Source organism: Paracoccus shandongensis, from assembly GCF_017315735.1.
In the GTDB taxonomy this organism is placed as follows: domain Bacteria; phylum Pseudomonadota; class Alphaproteobacteria; order Rhodobacterales; family Rhodobacteraceae; genus Paracoccus; species Paracoccus shandongensis.
Map to the genome: position 1 here is coordinate 364,542 of NZ_JAFLRK010000001.1, position 16,293 is coordinate 380,834.

Genomic DNA, 16,293 nt, shown 5'->3' on the forward strand with positions numbered 1-16,293 from the left:
CATGCCTGGCCGGGGGGGCCCATGTTCAAGAAAATCCTGATCGCCAACCGGGGCGAGATCGCCTGCCGCGTCATCAAGACCGCCCGCAAGATGGGCATCGCCACCGTCGCCGTCTATTCCGACGCCGACCGGGGCGCGCTGCATGTGAAAATGGCGGACGAAGCCGTCCATATCGGCCCGCCCCCGGCGAACCAGTCCTATATCGTGATCGACAAGATCATGGACGCCATCCGCCAGACCGGGGCCGAGGCCGTCCACCCGGGCTATGGCTTCCTGTCCGAGAACATGAAGTTCGCCGAGGCGCTGGAACGCGAGGGCGTGGTCTTCGTAGGCCCCCCGTCCCCTGCCATCGAGGCGATGGGCGACAAGATCACCTCGAAGAAGATCGCGCAGGAAGCGGGCGTCAGCACCGTTCCCGGCTACATGGGCCTGATCGCGGATGCCGAGGAGGCCGTGCGCATCAGCGACCAGATCGGCTATCCGGTGATGATCAAGGCCAGCGCGGGCGGCGGCGGCAAGGGGATGCGCATCGCCTGGACCGCGCAGGAAGCGCGCGAGGGGTTTGAATCTTCCCGCAACGAGGCCGCCAGCAGCTTCGGCGACGACCGCATCTTCATCGAGAAATTCGTCACGCAGCCGCGCCACATCGAAATCCAGGTGCTGGCCGACAAGCACGGCAACGCCGTCTATCTGCACGAACGAGAATGTTCGATCCAGCGCCGCAACCAGAAGGTCATCGAGGAAGCGCCCTCGCCCTTCCTGGACCCTGAAACCCGCCGCGCCATGGGCGAACAGGCCGTCGCGCTGGCCAAGGCCGTGGGCTATACCAGCGCGGGCACGGTTGAATTCATCGTGGACGGGCAGAAGAACTTCTATTTCCTTGAGATGAACACCCGGCTTCAGGTGGAACATCCCGTGACGGAACTGATCACCGGCATCGACCTGGTGGAACAGATGATCCGGGTCGCGGCGGGCGAACCCCTGCCCTTCAAGCAGTCCGACCTGACCATCAACGGCTGGGCCATGGAAAGCCGCCTTTACGCCGAGGATCCGTATCGCAACTTCCTGCCCTCGATCGGGCGGCTGACCCGTTACCGCCCCCCGGCCGAGGTCGCGGATGCGTCCCATGTGGTCCGCAACGACACCGGCGTCTTCGAGGGGGGCGAGATCAGCATGTTCTATGACCCGATGATCGCCAAGCTTTGCACCTGGGCGCCGTCGCGGGATCAGGCCATCGAGGCGATGCGCGTGGCGCTGGACGAATTCGAGGTGGAAGGCATCGGCCACAACCTGCCCTTCCTGTCCGCCGTGATGGACCACCCCAAATTCGTCGCGGGCGACATCACCACGGCCTTCATCGCCGAGGAATATCCCGAAGGCTTCGGGGGCGCGACCCTGCCCGACGACGAACTGGCCCGCGTTGCCGCCGCGGCATCCGCCATGCACCGCGTGGCCGAAATCCGCCGCGCCCGGATCAGCGGGCGGCTGGACAATCACGAACGCCGGGTGGGCGAGAACTGGGTGGTCTTCGTCAACGGTCGTGAGATCCCGGCCCGCATTCGCGCCGACCGCGACGGCGCAACGGTCGCCGTGAACGGCCAGGATCTGCGCGTCGAAAGCGACTGGAAGCCGGGCCAGACGCTGGCGCGGCTGACCGTCGACGGCCGTCCGCTGGTGATGAAGGTGGACAAGATCCCCGCCGGGTTCCGCCTGCGCACGCGCGGCGCCGACCTGAAGGTTCAGGTCCGCCGCCCCCGCACCGCCGAACTCGCGCGCCTGATGCCGGAAAAGCTGCCGCCGGATACGTCGAAATTCCTGCTCTGCCCCATGCCGGGCCTGGTGGTGAAGATCGCGGTGGCCCCCGGCGACGAGGTGCAGGAAGGCCAGGCCCTTGCCACGGTCGAGGCGATGAAGATGGAAAACATCCTGCGCGCCGAACGCCGGTCCGTGGTCAAGGCGGTGAACGCCGAGGCGGGCCAGAGCCTCAAGGTCGATGACGTGATCATGGAGTTTGAATGACCTTCCCCGCCACCCTGTCCGACGCCCGCGTCGTCGCCGCCATGATCGGCGGCGCGGTGGTGGCGGGTGGCTGGGTGGTGACGCATCTTCTCAGCGCGCGGCGGGACCGGGCGGCCCGGGCCGAACGGGTCCGCGACGTGCAGGGCGCGCTTTACGCCGAAATCCGCGTGCATGTCGCCACGCTGAAGGGCCAGAACCTGCCCCGCTATGGCGCCGAGATCGAGGCCCTGATCCTGAAGGGCGGCGGCTATTTCCCGGTGATCCCCACCGAGCACAACGACCGCCTGTTCGCCGCCATTGTCGAGGATATCCACGTCCTGCCCTTCCGCGTGGTCGATCCGGTGGTGCAATATTACAACCAGCTTGCCACCATCGGCGCGATGATCGCGGATCTGCGCGAATTGCGGCTGGACCGCGTGGACGCAACCCGCGCCGCGCGGATGTATCGCCATTACATCGAGATGAAGATCGAGGCGATCGACCTGGGCGAGGAAGCGATGGCCTATCTGCTGGCCCATCTGACCGGCGGCAGCGGGGCCGTGGCGGATCTCAGCGATTCGCGGCAAAAAGCCCGCCTTGCGGAAACCAAAGCGGGCGTCACATCGTGGATCGAGGCTGAAAAGGCGCGGCTCAGCGCCGGGAATAACCCGGCATCGGGCCGGTTCGGCCAGTGATCGGGCGGGGGTTGTAGGATGTCGTGCTCATGTCGAACCTCCTTGTCCTTCGGGCTGAATATAGGCGGGGGCGCGCCGGTTTTCAACGCTCATCGCACCAGCCCCGCGCGGCCGATTTCCTGGCGGCGCAGGGGCAGCTTGTCGATGGCGCGGCTGATTTCCCGCACGTCCCAGGGCAGCGGGCGGCGCTGCTTGACCTGCCCGTCCTTGTCGATGATGACCAGCGAAAAGCCGCGCGGGTGCAACTGCTGCCGCCAGGCGCTGTTGGCTGCCGGGTCGCTGTCGGCGATCACCACCACGTCGCGTTCGATCAGCGCCCCGGCCCCGGCTTCAAGCGCGCGCATCTGTTCGCGGAAGGCCGGGTCGTTGGGCGTGTCGGCAAAGACCGCGACGGGCCGGGCCTGCCACAGGAAATCGGCCGGTTCAGCCTCGGTCGCGGACAGGATGCGCAACTCGGGGGGCGCGGCGGGTTCCGACTGGGGGGGCGCGACCTCCTCGGGTCTGGCGGGCTGCGCCTCCACCACGGGCGGGGGCGCCTCGCGCGCCGGGCCCATCCCCGCGACCAGCATCGCAACCATAAGCAATTTCAACTTCATCGGCACCCCTTCCTGCCCTGAATATAGGGCGGCTCGCGCCGTGCGAAAGGATCAAGCATGACGAAACCCACGCTGGACGATTGGCAAAAGCTGGCGGCCAAGGAACTGGGCGGCAAGGATCCCGCCAGCCTGACCTGGAACACGCTGGAAGGCATCCCGGTCAAGCCGCTTTATACCCAGGCCGACCTGGAGGGCCTGGACCACTTGGAAAGCCTGCCGGGCATCGCGCCCTTCACCCGCGGCCCCCGCGCCACGATGTATGCGGGCCGCCCCTGGACGATCCGCCAATACGCAGGCTTTTCCACGGCCGAGGAATCGAATGCCTTCTATCGCAAGGCGCTTGCCGCCGGGCAGCAGGGCGTGTCGGTGGCCTTCGACCTGGCGACGCACCGGGGCTATGACAGCGACCATCCGCGCGTGGTGGGCGACGTGGGCAAGGCGGGCGTCGCCATCGATTCGGTCGAGGACATGAAGATCCTGTTCGACGGCATCCCGCTGGACCGCGTGTCGGTGTCGATGACCATGAACGGCGCGGTGATCCCGATCCTGGCGAACTTCATCGTGACCGGGGAAGAACAGGGCCATTCCCGCGCGGTGCTGTCGGGCACGATCCAGAACGACATCCTCAAGGAGTTCATGGTCCGCAACACCTATATCTATCCGCCCGAGCCTTCGATGCGGATCATCGCGGACATCATCGAATACACCAGCCACGAGATGCCCAAGTTCAACTCGATCTCGATTTCCGGCTATCACATGCAGGAAGCGGGCGCGAACCTGGTGCAGGAACTGGCCTATACGCTGGCCGACGGCCGCGAATATGTCCGCGCCGCGCTGAGCGCGGGCATGGACGTGGACCAGTTCGCGGGGCGGCTGTCCTTCTTCTTCGCCATCGGCATGAACTTCTTTATGGAGATCGCCAAGCTGCGCGCCGCGCGCCTGCTGTGGCACCGGATCATGACAGAGTTCGCGCCGAAGAAGGCCGGCAGCCTGATGCTGCGGACGCATTGCCAGACCTCGGGCGTGTCCCTGCAGGAACAGGATCCCTACAACAACGTGATCCGCACGGCATACGAGGCGATGTCGGCGGCGCTTGGCGGCACGCAGTCGCTGCATACCAACGCGTTGGACGAGGCCATTGCCCTGCCGACGGAATTTTCGGCGCGGATCGCGCGGAACACCCAGCTGATTCTGCAAGAGGAAACCGGCATCACCCATGTCGTCGATCCGCTGGCGGGGTCATATTACATCGAGAGCCTGACGGCGGAACTGGCCGAAAAGGCCTGGGCGCTGATCGAGGAGGTCGAGGAGCTGGGCGGCATGACCAAGGCGGTCGCCTCGGGGATGCCCAAGCTGCGGATCGAGGAAACCGCCGCCCGCCGCCAGGCCCAGATCGATCGGGGCGAGGAGGTGATCGTCGGCGTCAACAAGTACCGCAAGGACCGCGAAGACCCGATCGACATCCTGGACATCGACAACATGGCCGTGCGCGAGGCGCAGATCGCGCGCCTGAACCGCATCCGTTCCACGCGCGACGAGGCCGCCTGCCAGGTGGCGCTTGACGAGATCAGCCGCCGCGCGCGCGAGGGCGGCAACCTGCTGGAGGCCGCCATCGAGGCCGCCCGCGCCCGTGCAACCGTTGGGGAAATCAGCATGGCGATGGAAAAGGAATGGGGCCGCCACCGGGCCGAGGTGAAGACCCTGGCGGGCGTCTATGGCGCGGCCTATGAGGGCGACGAAGGGTTCGCGCAGATCCAGCGCGACGTGGAAACCTTCGCCGCCGAGGAAGGCCGCCGTCCCCGGATGCTGGTCGTGAAGATGGGCCAGGACGGCCACGACCGGGGCGCCAAGGTGATCGCCACGGCATTCGCCGATATCGGCTTCGACGTGGACGTGGGGCCGCTGTTCCAGACGCCCGAGGAAGCCGCCCAGGACGCCGTGGACAACGACGTGCACGTGGTGGGGATTTCCAGCCAGGCGGCGGGGCACAAGACGCTGGCCCCCAAGCTGATCGAGGCGCTGAAGGCCCAGGGCGCGGGCGACATCCTGGTGATCTGCGGCGGCGTGATCCCGCAGCAGGATTACGATTACCTGAAGAACGCCGGGGTCAAGGCGATCTTCGGGCCGGGCACCAACATCCCCCAGGCCGCCGCCGACATCCTGCGGCTGATCCGGGAAAACCGCGCGGCGTGAGTTTTGCGTCCCGCGATGGCCGGGGGACTTCACGTCCCCCGGGCCCCCTGTGGGATATTTGGGCCAAGGTGAAGAACATTGCCTTGGCCTGGCGGCTGTGAAACCCTGCGCCTCAGCAGGGAGACAGCCGGATGGACGCGCCAGCGATCAAGCAGATCATCTGCATCAAGTGGGGCACGAAGTTCGGGCCGCACTATGTCAACCGCCTGCACGGGATGATCCGCCGCAACATCACGCCGCCCTTCCGGCTGTTCTGCTTCACCGACGACGGGGCGGGCCTGCATCCCGACATCGCGGTCAGGCCGCTGCCGGTCTTCGACTATCAGGCCCCCGTCACGAACCGGGGCCAATGGCCCAAGTCGCGGCTGTGGGGCGATCTGGGCGACGTGACGGGCGTGGTGCTGTTCCTGGATCTGGACGTGATCATCACCGGGAACCTGGATCCCTTCTTCACCTATGGCGATCCCGACGACACCATCCTGGGGCGCAACCCCAACACGCCGTTCGAGAAGCTGGGCCAGACCTCGGTCTATCGGATGCGGGTGGGCAAGCTGGCGCCGTTGCAGGACATCTTTCGCGCCGATCCGCAGGGCATCGCGGAGACCTACAGGTTCGAGCAACGCTTCGTGACCCGCAATGCCCCGGGCGGGGTCAGGTTCTGGCCGCGCGGCTGGCTGGCGCATTTCCGGATGCATTCGGTCCCGCCCTTCCCGCTGAACTATGTCCGCGAACCCAGGGTGCCAAGGGGCAGCCGGATCGTGATCTTCGCAGGCCATCTCAACCCGCCCGAGGCCATTGCTGGCCGCTGGAGGGACGATCAGGAACATCGCCCCCCGCTGGATCACCTGCGCGCCACCTTTACAAGCCGCCGCCGCGAAAGCCTGTCCCGGCACCTGCGCCATTATCTGCTGCCCGCGACATGGGTCAGGGATCTGTGGCGCGAATAGCATGAGCGGCCGCCCCGCCCCCGTCCGCCTGCCCGACGACATGGCCGCGGCCATCGGCCATGCGGTGTCGGGCTTCGGCTTCCTGGAGGAGGCGCTGAAGCGGGCGATCTTCTCGCTGACGCGCAAGGAACTGGGGGAAGATGCAGGCGGCAAGGCCTGGCAAGGCTGGCTGCGGCGGATGGAGGATATCGCCGACGACACCCTGGGCACGCTGATCGACAGTTTTGTGGCGGCCATGAGGGATGCGGGGATCACGGATCACCCGGGGCTTTCCCGGGATCTGGGGGCCATCCGCCTGAACCGGAACCTCTTGTGCCATGCGTCCTGGCGGCCCGGCACCAGGCCCGGCCATTGGCACCCGACCTTCATCAACACCAGGGGCGAACGCTATCCCGACGAGATGGACGCGGCCGCCGTTCTGGCCATCCATGCCGCGACCCTGAAGGCCGCGCGCGAGGTTCTGTCGATCATGCGCACCACCGGCATCGACGGGGAATGGGCGGGCGACGGAGGGCGGGACTGATGCGGCTGACAGCGGATTATCCTCCGATCTGGCTTGCCGGTTTCGTGGTGGCAGGATGGGCCGTGGGGCGCGTGGCGCCGCATGGGCCCGGCCGGCTTGCAGGGGCGGGCCTGCCAGTGGTCCTGGCCGGGGTGGCGCTGATGGCCTGGGCCGGGCTGACGCTGGTTCGGGCGCGGACCACGGTGGACCCGCATGGCCAGCCAAGCCAACTGGTCACGTCCGGGCCGTTCCGGCTGTCGCGCAATCCGATCTATCTGGCCGATGCGCTGGTTCTGGCGGGGGCCTGCCTGGCCTTTCACGCGCCCCTTGCCGCCCCGCCGCTGGTCGCGGGTTTTGTCGCGGTGATCCGGGCCCGCTTCATCGGCCCCGAGGAGCAACGGCTGGCCCGCGCCTTTCCCGGCGCCTTCGCGGCATACCGGCAACGCACGCGCCGCTGGCTTTGACCGCGGCGTTGCATGACGGCGCGGGCCACGCTAACAGCAGGCGACCTTAGGACAAGAGGCTTTCATGTCGTCCCCCCTTCGCCCCGATCCCCTTCGACTTGGCATCGCCGGGCTTGGCACCGTCGGGATCGGTGTCGTCAAGATCGTCCAGAAACACGCCGATCTGCTGGCGCGCCGCACCGGCCGCCCCGTGTCGATCACCGCCATCAGCGCCCGCGACAAGCGCAAGAACCGCGACGCCGACCTGTCGGCCTATCGCTGGGAAGACGACCCCCTGGCCGTGGCGACCGCCGAGGACGTGGATGTCTTCGTGGAACTGGTGGGCGGCGACGCGGGCATCGCCAAGGACAGCATCGAGGCCGCCCTGCGCTCGGGCAAGGATGTGGTGACCGCGAACAAGGCGCTGCTGGCCGTCCACGGGCAGGCGCTGGCCGAACTGGCGGAATCCCTGGGCCGCACCCTGCGGTTCGAGGCTGCGGTGGCGGGCGGCATCCCCGTCATCAAGGCCATGACGGAATCGCTGGCCGGCAACGAGATCCGCCGCGTCATGGGCGTGATGAACGGCACCTGCAACTATATCCTGACGCGGATGGACAGCGCGGGCCTGCCTTATGACGCCGTGTTCGAGGAAGCCCGCCAGCTGGGATACCTGGAAGCCGATCCGACGCTGGACGTGGGCGGCATCGACGCGGGCCACAAGCTGGCGATCCTGTCCTCTATCGCCTTCGGCACGCAGGTCAATTTCGACGCCGTGGAAATCGAGGGGATCGAGCGCGTCAGCATCGACGACATCCGCCGTGCCGCCGACATGGGCTATCGCATCAAGCTGCTGGGCGTGGCGCAGATGACGCCGCGCGGGCTGGAACAGCGCATGTCGCCTTGTCTTGTTCCCGCCGACAGCCCCCTGGGGCAGTTGATGGGCGGCACGAACATGGTTGTCATCGAAGGCGACAGCGTGGGCCAGATCGTGCTGCGCGGCGCGGGCGCGGGCGAAGGCCCGACGGCCAGCGCGGTCCTGTCGGACATCGTGGAAATTGCGCGCGGCGTGCGCCTGCCGGTCTTCGGCCAGCCCGCGACGATGCTGAAGGCGGCGCAGCCCGCGCGGACGGCGGTTCCGGCGGCCTATTACATCCGCCTGGAATTGCAGGACAAGCCGGGCGCGCTGGCCAAGGTGGCGACGGTCCTGGGCGATGCGGGAATTTCCATCGACCGGATGCGCCAATACGGCCAGCACAGCCCCGACAGCGTTCCGGTCCTGGTGGTCACGCACAAGACCACGCCCGAGGCCATCGACTTCGCCATCGAGGCCCTGCCCCGCACCGGCGTGCTGGCGGGCGACCCGGTCGAGCTGCGGATCGAGGAAGTGTGACGAAGAAAGGGGGCGCTCGCGCCCCCTCTTGCGCCCTGGGGGGCGCAATTCACCCCCCGAGGATATTTGCGTGAAGAAGAAGCCCCTTCAGCTGCCCGCGATGATCCGCACATAGTTGCGGGTTTCGCGATAGGGGGGGATGCCCTTGTATTTCTGCACCGCCCCCGGCCCGGCGTTATAGGCCGCAAGCGCCAGGTGCCAGTTGCCGAACTGGTTGTACATCATCCGCAGATAGCGCGCGCCGCCTTGCAGGTTCTGGGCGGGATCGTGGGGGTTCACCCCCAGCTTGGCCGCCGTGCCCGGCATCAGTTGCGCCAGGCCCGTCGCCCCCTTGTGCGACCGCGCGCGCGGGTTCCAGCCCGATTCCTGCTGCACCAGGCGCAGGAACAGATCCTCGGGGATGCCGTGCTGGCGGGCGGCCTGGCGGGCAAGCGGGATGAAGTCGCTGCGCTTGCCGCGATAGGCGGGGATGTTGGCCGACAACTGGATATCGACCGAATTGCCGCTTCTGCTGCGGCCGTTGGGCTGCAGGCGCGCCGATTGCTGGTACTGGGTGGCAAGCCGCGAATCCATCAGCCGGGTCTGGCGGGCGAACTGTTCGGCGCGCGATTTCGACGAACTGCCCGACAGGCGCAACCCCTCGGCCCCGGCAGGCAGCGCAAGGCCTGCGACCAGCATCGCGCACAGACCCGCCTTGATGGTTGGGAAAAGCATCGTCCCGTCCCTCGTTGTTGTGGGTTTTGATAGGACTATACAGAAATACATCCGCATCGCCAGCATGGCTTTTGGGGCAGGCGGATGGCCTTCGGCAATTAAGCGCGCATTTGCATCGGGCATGGCGCTGCGCTAGACCGTCATCAAGAACACATATCCAAGGAGCCCGCTCATGGCAGGCAGCGTCAACAAGGTCATCCTGATCGGCAATCTGGGGGCCGACCCTGAAATCCGCACGTTCCAGAATGGCGGCAAGATCGCGAACCTGCGCATCGCCACGTCCGAGACGTGGAAGGACCGCAACACCGGCGAGCGCAAGGAACGGACCGAATGGCATTCCGTCGTCATTCACTCCGAACCCCTGGTCCGCGTGGCCGAGCAATACCTGAAGAAGGGCGCCAAGATCTATGTCGAAGGCCAGCTGGAAACCCGCAAGTGGCAGGACCAGTCGGGCGCCGACCGCTATTCGACCGAGGTGGCGCTGCGCCCGTTCCGCAGCGAGTTGACGATGCTGGATGGCCGGGGCGGTTCGGGCGGCGGCGGTCGTGACAGCGGCGGCGGCTTTGGCGGCGGCGGGTATGAGAATTACGACCGCGGCGGCTCGTCATCCGGTGGCGGCAGCCAGGGCGGCGGCAGCCGCAGCGACTACGACGACGAAATCCCGTTCTGATTTGCGGGCGGGGCGCGCCTCTAGCGGGCGTCCCGCAGCACCTGTTCCAGCGTGTCGGGCTGCACGTCGTCGCTGACGAAAGCCTCGCCGATGCCGCGCGCCAGGACAAAGCGCAACCGGCCATCGACGACCTTCTTGTCCTGCCCCATCAGCCTGATCAGCGCGGCGTCGTCCGGCATCTCGCCCGGAATGTCGCGGATGGCGGCGGGCATCCCCATCTGCCGCAGATGTTCCAGCACGCGCGAGGGCGCCTCCTGGCTGCACAGCCCCATCCGGGCGGACAGGTCGAAGGCCAGGGCGCAGCCGATCGCCACCCCCTCGCCATGCAGCAACCTGCTGGAATAGCCGGTGGCCGATTCAAGCGCGTGGCCGAAGGTGTGGCCCAGGTTCAGCAGCGCGCGTTCGCCTTGTTCGGTTTCGTCCCGCGTCACGATCCCGGCCTTCATGGCGACCGAATGGGCGACCGCGTGCTGGCGGGCCGCCATGTCGTCGCGCAGGCGGGGGGCGTTCGCCTCCAGCCACTCGAAGAAACCGGCATCCCCCAGCAGGCCGTATTTCGCGACCTCGCCATAGCCGGCCAGGAAGTCGCGCGGGCTCAGCGTGTCCAGGACCGCGATATCGGCCAGCACCAGCGACGGCTGGTGGAACGCGCCGATCAGGTTCTTGCCGTGGGGGCTGTTGATGCCGGTCTTGCCGCCGACGCTGCTGTCCACCTGCGCCAGAAGGGTCGTGGGGATCTGCACGAAGCGCACGCCCCGGCGCAGGATCGCCGCCGCAAAGCCCACCAGATCGCCGATCACCCCGCCGCCGAAGGCCACCACGATGTCGCGCCGCTCGATGCGCTGGTCCAGCAGCCATTCGACGCAGGCGGTCAGATGCGGCCAGCTTTTCGTGCCCTCGCCCGAGGGCAGGCAAAGTGCCTCGGACGCGATGCCTTGCGCCGTCAGTGCGGCCTGCAGGCGGGACAGATGCAGCCCCGCCACGGTGTCATCCGTGACGATGGCCACGCGCGGGCGGCGCAGCAGGGGCGCGATTTCCGCGCCCGCGCGGTCGATCAGGCCGGGCCCGATGCGCACGTCATAGGCGCGATCACCCAAGGGGACATGGACTGTAGCGGGATGGGTCATGGCGTCTCGATCACAAGGTCAGGGTCGGCGGTGCGGATGGCGTCCAGCAGCCGCGTGGTCGCGGCATCGACGCTGTCGCCGGGATGGGCGGGAAAGGTCAGTTCGGCCAGGCCGTAGGTCGGGTTCCGCTCGACCAGCAGGCGGGCCAGCGTGCCCTTGGGGTCGGCGGTCTGCAACAAGGGCCGCGTGCTGCGCTGGCGCACCCGGTGCCACAGGGTGTCCAGGTCGCAGGCCAGCCAGACCGACAGGCCCGCCGCCTTGATCGCCGCGCGGTTGCGGTCCTGCATCCAGGCCCCCCCGCCGGTCGAGATCACGCGCGGCGATTCCCGCAGGATGCGCGCGATCACCTGCGCCTCTCGGTCGCGGAAGAAGGCCTCGCCGTCGCGGGCGAAGATTTCGGAAATCGACATGGCCGCCGCCGTCTCGATCTCGACATCCGAATCGGTGAAGGGCACGTGCAGCCGCCGGGCCAGTTCCGTCCCAAGCGCGGTCTTGCCCGCCCCCATCATCCCGACCAGCACGATATGGCGCCTCAGGCGCTGGCGCATGTGCGTTCCCTACTTTCCGGCCCCGTTTCTTGGGCCGACTGAATGGCGTGATCTTTCGGAAAATGCCATATATATTCCGGCCGAACCGGCGAAAGACCGGATTCCATGCAAAAACAAAGATGAACGAGGCGAAATTCGATGCGGCTGCTCAAGGTTCTGGTGGTGCTGATTCTGGCGGCGGTGATCGGCCTGGCGGGTTACGCCTATTTCGGCGACATGCAGCCGGTCCGGTCCGAGGTGCGCACCCCCATCGGCGGCGCCCCCGCCCCCGCAGCCCAGGTTGAAGCCGAGTGAAAAGCCGCCTGCTGTTCCTGGCCCTTGCGCTTGGCCTGTCGGCCCCCGCCCTGGCAGAACAGCCGCTGTCGGCCAGCGACTGGCTGTCGGGCAGCGTGCGCGGGCCCGACCGCGAAAGCTCGGCCTGGCGGCCCGGCGACACGCCGCCCCCCGGCCTGCCCGGCGCGCCCGGTCCCAAGCCGGTCGCCACCACGGGCGAGGTCGGATCGGTCCAGGTCACGCGGCTTGGCAACGACAATCCCGACGCGGCGGGCCTGGTGACGCCGCGCAAGGCGGGCCTTCCCCCGACCCTGTGGCAGGGCAGCAGTTCCGCCGCGCTGGCCGCTCTGATCCTGCGCACCCCGGCCCGCCTGCCCGCGATGAACGCCCTGCTGGACCGCGTCCTTGTCACGCAGCTGGTCCCCCCGCCTGCCGAACCCGGCGCGTCGCAGGGGACGCTGTTTCTGGCCCGCGCCGACCGCCTGCTGGACGGGGGCGCGGTGGACCGGGCGCAGGCGCTGCTGACCGCCGCCGGTCCCAGCAACCCCGAGATCTTCCGCCGCCTGTTCGACATCGCCCTGCTGAAGGGGGATGAGGCGCGGGCCTGCGAGATCATGAACAACACCCCCGGCATCGCCCCCAGCTTTGCCGCGCGGATCTTCTGCCTGGCGCAGACCGGCGATTGGGCCGCCGCCGCGATCAGCCTGCACGGCGCCGAAATCCTGGGCCTGCTGGACGACCGGCAGGCGGTGCTGCTGACGCATTTCCTGGACGACGCCTATGTGGACGGCGGCCAGATGCTGCCCCCGTCCGACCGCATGACGCCGCTGGATTTCCGCATCCACGAGGCGATCGGCCAGCCGCTGCCCACATCGTCCCTGCCCATCGCCTTCGCCCATTCCGACCTGCGCCCGATGAACGGCTGGAAGGCCCGGCTGGAGGCGGCCGAGCGTCTGGCCCGCGCCGGGGCTATTCCGCCCGCCACCCTGCGCGCGCTTTACAGCGAACAGAAGCCCGCGGCCTCGGGCGGGGTGTGGGAACGCGCCGGTGCCATGCGCACGCTGGAGGCCGCGCTGGCGGGCGGCGATCCCTCGCCCGCCCTGCCCCAGGCCTTTGACGAGTTCCGCAAGGCGGGCATGGCCGACGTGCTGGCCGCCATGATCGCCGCCGACCTGCCCGAGGGGGGCGAGGGTCCGTCGGCCGAGATCGCCACGAGGCTGCGCCAATGGCAGGGCCTGCCGACCCCGGTGCCGCTGGTCCTCGATCCGGCGCTGAAGTCCGAACCCGTCCCCGCCCCCGCCACCCAACAGGGAGAGGCGCTGCTGAACGCCATGGCCGACATCGACGCGGGCCTGGACGGCGACGGGCCCCGCGCGGGCCGGGGCCTTGCCACCCTGCGCGCCCTGGGCCTGACGGCCGAGGCCGATGGGGCCGCCGCGCAACTGTCGCTGCTGCCGGTGATGCGGGCCGACCCATGATCGCCGACCACCGCGCCATATCGGCCTTTCTGGACGCCAAGGCCGCCGAATCCGGGTCCGCCCGCAACACGGTGCTGGCCTATGGGCGCGACCTGCGCGACCTGTCGGACTGGCTTGTCGCGCGCGGGCTGACCCTGGCCGACCTGACGCGTGAACGGGTCGAGGATTACCTGACCCATTGCGACGCCCAGGGCCTGTCGCGGGCGACCCGGGCGCGGCGGTTGTCGTCGATCCGCCAGTTCACCCGCTTCGCGCTGGAGGAAGGCTGGCGCGACGACGACCCCGCCATCCGCATCAGCGGGCCGGGCCGGGCCAAGCGCCTGCCCAAGACGCTGGACCGGGCGGAAATCGACGCGCTGCTGGCCGCCGCCCCGCAGGTCGGCCGCTCTGATGCCGACCGTGCGCGCAACCTGTGCCTGATCGAACTGCTTTACGCGACCGGGATGCGCGTCAGCGAGTTGGTCGCCCTGCCCGTCGCCGCCTGCCGGGGCGATCCCCGCGTCCTGCTGATCCGGGGCAAGGGCGACAAGGAACGCATGGTCCCGCTGACGCCCCCCGCCCGCCGCGCGCTGTCGGCCTGGCTGGCGATCCGCGACGATGCGCCCAAGGACAGCGCGCTTGGCCGACTGGTCGCGGGCAAGGGCGCGCGCTGGCTGTTCCCCGCGCCCGGTGCGGCGGGCCATATGCCGCGCCAGACCTTCGGGCGGCTGCTGAACGACATGGCGGTGGCCGCAGGCGTGTCCCCGTCGCGCGTGACGCCGCATGTCATCCGCCACGCCTTTGCCACGCATCTTCTGGAAGGCGGGGCCGACCTGCGGTCCATCCAGACCCTGCTGGGCCATGCCGACCTGGGCACGACCGAGATCTATACCCATGTCCTGGACAGCCGGATGCGCGACCTGGTCCTGACCCATCATCCCCTGGCAAGGAAAGCCTGAAGGATGGGCAAGGATCTTGCGGGCCTGCGTCCCGCCAGCGCGCAGACGACCGGGATCCTGCTGCTGCTGGCCGCGATCCTGGGTTTCACGATGATGGACGCGACGGCCAAATACCTGACGCAAACCTATCACCCCGCGCAGGTCGTCTGGGCGCGCTTTGTGGGCAACCTGCTGATCTTCGCCGCGATCTTCCGCGCCGCGATGGTCCCGCTGCTGCGCACCCGGCGTCCGGGGCTGCAATTCGCCCGCGCCCTGATGCAGCTTGGATCGGTGGGGCTGTTCTTTTCCTCGCTCCAGGTGATCGGCCTGGCCGAGGCGACGGCGATCATGGACCTGAACCCGGTCCTCATCACCCTGGGCGCGGCCCTGTTCCTGGGCGAGAAGATCGGCCCCCGCCGCTTGGCGGGCATCGCCGCCGCGCTGGTCGGCGCGCTGATCATCATCCGCCCCGGCCTGGGCGTCTTCCAGCCCGCGGCCCTGCTGCCCCTGGCGGGGGCTTTCACCTATGCGGCGGGCGCGCTGCTGACGCGGATGGCGCGGACGGATTCGGTCGCCACATCGGTCATGTGGTCGGCGGTGGTGGGCAGCGCGCTGACATCGCTGGCCGTGCCCTTCGTCTGGCAACCCATCGCCCCCTCGGACCTCTGGGCCTTCGCGCTGCTGGGCGTCTTCGGCACGGCCAGCCAATACCTGCTGGTCCGCGCCTTCGCCACTGCCGAGGCCGGGGTGCTGGCCCCCTTCGGCTATACCGGGCTGGTCTGGGCGGGCCTCTGGGGCTGGCTGCTGTTCGGGCAGCTTCCCGATGGCTGGACCGTGACGGGCGCGACCCTTATCGTGGCGGCGGGCCTTTATGTCTGGTCCCGAGAAGCCCGCGCGGCGCGAAAGACCCCATGAGCCAGCCCGACACCCCGCCCTTGTCCGACCGCATCGCCAACGCCGCCTTCCTGTCGGTGATCGGGCTTGCGCGGCTTCTGCCCTATGACAAGCGCATCCCCGCCGTGGGCTGGCTGTTCGCGCATGTGCTGGCGCCCCTGGCGGGCTGGCGGCGGCGCATCCGCGAAAACCTGGCGCTTGCCCGGCCGGATCTCTCCGCTGACGAGGTCGAGGCGCTGACCCGCGCCGTTCCGAACAACGCGGGCCGCTCCGTGGCCGAGATCTATTCGGGCGAGGAATTCACCGCCCGCATCCACGCCGCCGACCCGCTGGAAGGCCCCGGCCTGCCCGCCCTGGAAGCGGCGTTCGAGGCGCATCGCCCCGTCATCATCGCCTGCGCCCATTTCGGAAACTACGACGCCATGCGCACGGCCCTGGCGGGGCGCGGCTGGCCGGTGGGCGCGCTCTATCGCCCCATGAACAACGAGGCGTTCAACCGCCACTACATCCCCGCCATCCATGCCATCGCGGAACCCCTGTTCCCGCGCGGGCGGTCTGGCCTCACCTCGATGCTGCGCTTCCTCAAGGGCGGCGGCTGGCTGGCGCTCGGCTTTGACCAATACGACCGCCACGCGCCGGAACTGTCCTTCTTCGGCCTGCCAAGCCGGACCGTGCTGACGCCCGCCGAACTGGCGCTGCGATACGACGCGCTGCTGGTCCCCGTTCACGGCATCCGCTGCCCCGACGGGCTGCGCTTCCGCGTGCATGTGGGCGAACCCGTCGAACATGGCGAACCGGCGGCGATGGTGCAGGCGCTGAACGACGATCTTGAGATGCTGGTGCGACAGCACATGGACCAGTGGTTCTGGGTCCATCGCCGCTGGAAATAGGCACGAACGCACAGCCCC

17 protein-coding genes are annotated in these 16,293 nt (G+C 68.5%); 13 read left to right on the forward strand and 4 right to left on the reverse strand.

Annotation, left to right across the window (positions count from 1 at the left end; all coding sequences use genetic code 11):
- The first annotated feature begins 21 nt into the window (after positions 1-21).
- Both JX613_RS01735 and JX613_RS01740 read left to right on the forward strand, forming a co-directional pair.
- Positions 22-2,019, forward strand: coding sequence for an acetyl-CoA carboxylase biotin carboxylase subunit (locus JX613_RS01735; protein WP_207099705.1), 1,998 nt, complete (start codon positions 22-24; stop codon positions 2,017-2,019).
- Complete coding sequence (locus JX613_RS01740; protein ID WP_207099706.1) at positions 2,016-2,693, forward strand: hypothetical protein; 678 nt, start codon at positions 2,016-2,018, stop codon at positions 2,691-2,693. Before JX613_RS01735 ends, JX613_RS01740 begins: the two co-directional genes overlap by 4 nt.
- Before the next feature lie 89 nt (positions 2,694-2,782).
- Here JX613_RS01740 and JX613_RS01745 read toward each other — a convergent pair whose 3' ends face one another.
- A complete protein-coding gene (locus JX613_RS01745) occupies positions 2,783-3,289 on the reverse strand; it encodes a DUF4174 domain-containing protein (RefSeq protein ID WP_207099707.1) in 507 nt (168 codons plus the stop codon).
- 57 nt (positions 3,290-3,346) lie between these two features.
- Between JX613_RS01745 and scpA the strand changes: the two genes are divergently transcribed.
- From scpA to JX613_RS01770, 5 genes are all read left to right on the forward strand, one after another.
- Positions 3,347-5,482, forward strand: coding sequence for a methylmalonyl-CoA mutase (gene scpA / locus JX613_RS01750; protein ID WP_207099708.1), 2,136 nt, complete (start codon positions 3,347-3,349; stop codon positions 5,480-5,482).
- A 131-nt stretch (positions 5,483-5,613) separates the two neighbouring features.
- Positions 5,614-6,429 carry a glycosyl transferase gene (locus tag JX613_RS01755; protein ID WP_207099709.1) on the forward strand — a complete coding sequence of 272 codons (816 nt, stop codon included), beginning with the start codon at positions 5,614-5,616 and terminating at the stop codon, positions 6,427-6,429.
- A gap of 1 nt (position 6,430) precedes the next feature.
- Positions 6,431-6,952, forward strand: coding sequence for a hypothetical protein (locus JX613_RS01760; protein ID WP_207099710.1), 522 nt, complete (start codon positions 6,431-6,433; stop codon positions 6,950-6,952).
- A complete protein-coding gene (locus JX613_RS01765; protein ID WP_207099711.1) occupies positions 6,952-7,395 on the forward strand; it encodes a methyltransferase family protein in 444 nt (147 codons plus the stop codon). Before JX613_RS01760 ends, JX613_RS01765 begins: the two co-directional genes overlap by 1 nt.
- A 64-nt stretch (positions 7,396-7,459) precedes the next feature.
- Complete coding sequence (locus JX613_RS01770) at positions 7,460-8,764, forward strand: homoserine dehydrogenase (protein WP_207099712.1); 1,305 nt, start codon at positions 7,460-7,462, stop codon at positions 8,762-8,764.
- 87 nt (positions 8,765-8,851) lie between these two features.
- Here the strand turns inward: JX613_RS01770 and JX613_RS01775 are convergent, their stop codons facing one another.
- Positions 8,852-9,478 carry a lytic transglycosylase domain-containing protein gene (locus JX613_RS01775; RefSeq protein ID WP_419538799.1) on the reverse strand — a complete coding sequence of 209 codons (627 nt, stop codon included), beginning with the start codon at positions 9,476-9,478 and terminating at the stop codon, positions 8,852-8,854.
- 172 nt (positions 9,479-9,650) lie between these two features.
- Between JX613_RS01775 and ssb the strand changes: the two genes are divergently transcribed.
- The gene (gene ssb, locus JX613_RS01780; protein ID WP_207099714.1) at positions 9,651-10,148 is read left to right on the forward strand and encodes a single-stranded DNA-binding protein; all 498 of its coding nucleotides are present in this window, start codon (positions 9,651-9,653) and stop codon (positions 10,146-10,148) included.
- Positions 10,149-10,168: 20 nt separating this feature from the next.
- Here ssb and aroB read toward each other — a convergent pair whose 3' ends face one another.
- Together aroB and JX613_RS01790 are read right to left on the reverse strand one after the other, a co-directional pair.
- Entirely contained in the window at positions 10,169-11,275 is a 1,107-nt protein-coding gene (gene aroB, locus JX613_RS01785) for a 3-dehydroquinate synthase (RefSeq protein ID WP_207099715.1), read from the reverse strand.
- Positions 11,272-11,823 (reverse strand): shikimate kinase, encoded by a 552-nt coding sequence (locus tag JX613_RS01790; protein ID WP_207099716.1) that lies wholly within the window; start codon positions 11,821-11,823, stop codon positions 11,272-11,274. The genes aroB and JX613_RS01790 overlap by 4 nt, the downstream gene beginning before the upstream one ends.
- 138 nt (positions 11,824-11,961) lie before the next feature.
- On the opposite strand from JX613_RS01790, the gene JX613_RS01795 reads away from it, so the two are divergent.
- The 5 genes from JX613_RS01795 to JX613_RS01815 are packed head-to-tail and all read left to right on the forward strand — an operon-like array spanning position 11,962 to position 16,275.
- Positions 11,962-12,117 (forward strand): hypothetical protein, encoded by a 156-nt coding sequence (locus JX613_RS01795; protein ID WP_207099717.1) that lies wholly within the window; start codon positions 11,962-11,964, stop codon positions 12,115-12,117.
- Positions 12,114-13,574 carry a hypothetical protein gene (locus tag JX613_RS01800; RefSeq protein ID WP_207099718.1) on the forward strand — a complete coding sequence of 487 codons (1,461 nt, stop codon included), beginning with the start codon at positions 12,114-12,116 and terminating at the stop codon, positions 13,572-13,574. Before JX613_RS01795 ends, JX613_RS01800 begins: the two co-directional genes overlap by 4 nt.
- Positions 13,571-14,512: a site-specific tyrosine recombinase XerD gene (locus tag JX613_RS01805; RefSeq protein ID WP_207099719.1), complete on the forward strand. Its 942-nt coding sequence runs from the start codon at positions 13,571-13,573 to the stop codon at positions 14,510-14,512. Before JX613_RS01800 ends, JX613_RS01805 begins: the two co-directional genes overlap by 4 nt.
- A 3-nt stretch (positions 14,513-14,515) precedes the next feature.
- Entirely contained in the window at positions 14,516-15,406 is an 891-nt protein-coding gene (locus JX613_RS01810; protein ID WP_207099720.1) for a DMT family transporter, read from the forward strand.
- The gene (locus tag JX613_RS01815) at positions 15,403-16,275 is read left to right on the forward strand and encodes a lysophospholipid acyltransferase family protein (RefSeq protein WP_207099721.1); all 873 of its coding nucleotides are present in this window, start codon (positions 15,403-15,405) and stop codon (positions 16,273-16,275) included. Before JX613_RS01810 ends, JX613_RS01815 begins: the two co-directional genes overlap by 4 nt.
- The last annotated feature ends 18 nt before the right edge of the window (positions 16,276-16,293 follow it).

What these genes read in the sequence shown, in the direction of transcription:
- JX613_RS01735 (WP_207099705.1), top strand. Translation starts at nt 22, where the DNA reads ATGTTCAAGAAAATCCTGATCGCCAACCGGGGCGAGATCGCCTGCCGC.
- JX613_RS01740 (WP_207099706.1), top strand. Translation starts at nt 2,016, where the DNA reads ATGACCTTCCCCGCCACCCTGTCCGACGCCCGCGTCGTCGCCGCCATG.
- JX613_RS01745 (WP_207099707.1), bottom strand. Translation starts at nt 3,289, where the DNA reads ATGAAGTTGAAATTGCTTATGGTTGCGATGCTGGTCGCGGGGATGGGC.
- scpA (WP_207099708.1), top strand. Translation starts at nt 3,347, where the DNA reads ATGACGAAACCCACGCTGGACGATTGGCAAAAGCTGGCGGCCAAGGAA.
- JX613_RS01755 (WP_207099709.1), top strand. Translation starts at nt 5,614, where the DNA reads ATGGACGCGCCAGCGATCAAGCAGATCATCTGCATCAAGTGGGGCACG.
- JX613_RS01760 (WP_207099710.1), top strand. Translation starts at nt 6,431, where the DNA reads ATGAGCGGCCGCCCCGCCCCCGTCCGCCTGCCCGACGACATGGCCGCG.
- JX613_RS01765 (WP_207099711.1), top strand. Translation starts at nt 6,952, where the DNA reads ATGCGGCTGACAGCGGATTATCCTCCGATCTGGCTTGCCGGTTTCGTG.
- JX613_RS01770 (WP_207099712.1), top strand. Translation starts at nt 7,460, where the DNA reads ATGTCGTCCCCCCTTCGCCCCGATCCCCTTCGACTTGGCATCGCCGGG.
- JX613_RS01775 (WP_419538799.1), bottom strand. Translation starts at nt 9,478, where the DNA reads ATGCTTTTCCCAACCATCAAGGCGGGTCTGTGCGCGATGCTGGTCGCA.
- ssb (WP_207099714.1), top strand. Translation starts at nt 9,651, where the DNA reads ATGGCAGGCAGCGTCAACAAGGTCATCCTGATCGGCAATCTGGGGGCC.
- aroB (WP_207099715.1), bottom strand. Translation starts at nt 11,275, where the DNA reads ATGACCCATCCCGCTACAGTCCATGTCCCCTTGGGTGATCGCGCCTAT.
- JX613_RS01790 (WP_207099716.1), bottom strand. Translation starts at nt 11,823, where the DNA reads ATGCGCCAGCGCCTGAGGCGCCATATCGTGCTGGTCGGGATGATGGGG.
- JX613_RS01795 (WP_207099717.1), top strand. Translation starts at nt 11,962, where the DNA reads ATGCGGCTGCTCAAGGTTCTGGTGGTGCTGATTCTGGCGGCGGTGATC.
- JX613_RS01805 (WP_207099719.1), top strand. Translation starts at nt 13,571, where the DNA reads ATGATCGCCGACCACCGCGCCATATCGGCCTTTCTGGACGCCAAGGCC.
- JX613_RS01810 (WP_207099720.1), top strand. Translation starts at nt 14,516, where the DNA reads ATGGGCAAGGATCTTGCGGGCCTGCGTCCCGCCAGCGCGCAGACGACC.
- JX613_RS01815 (WP_207099721.1), top strand. Translation starts at nt 15,403, where the DNA reads ATGAGCCAGCCCGACACCCCGCCCTTGTCCGACCGCATCGCCAACGCC.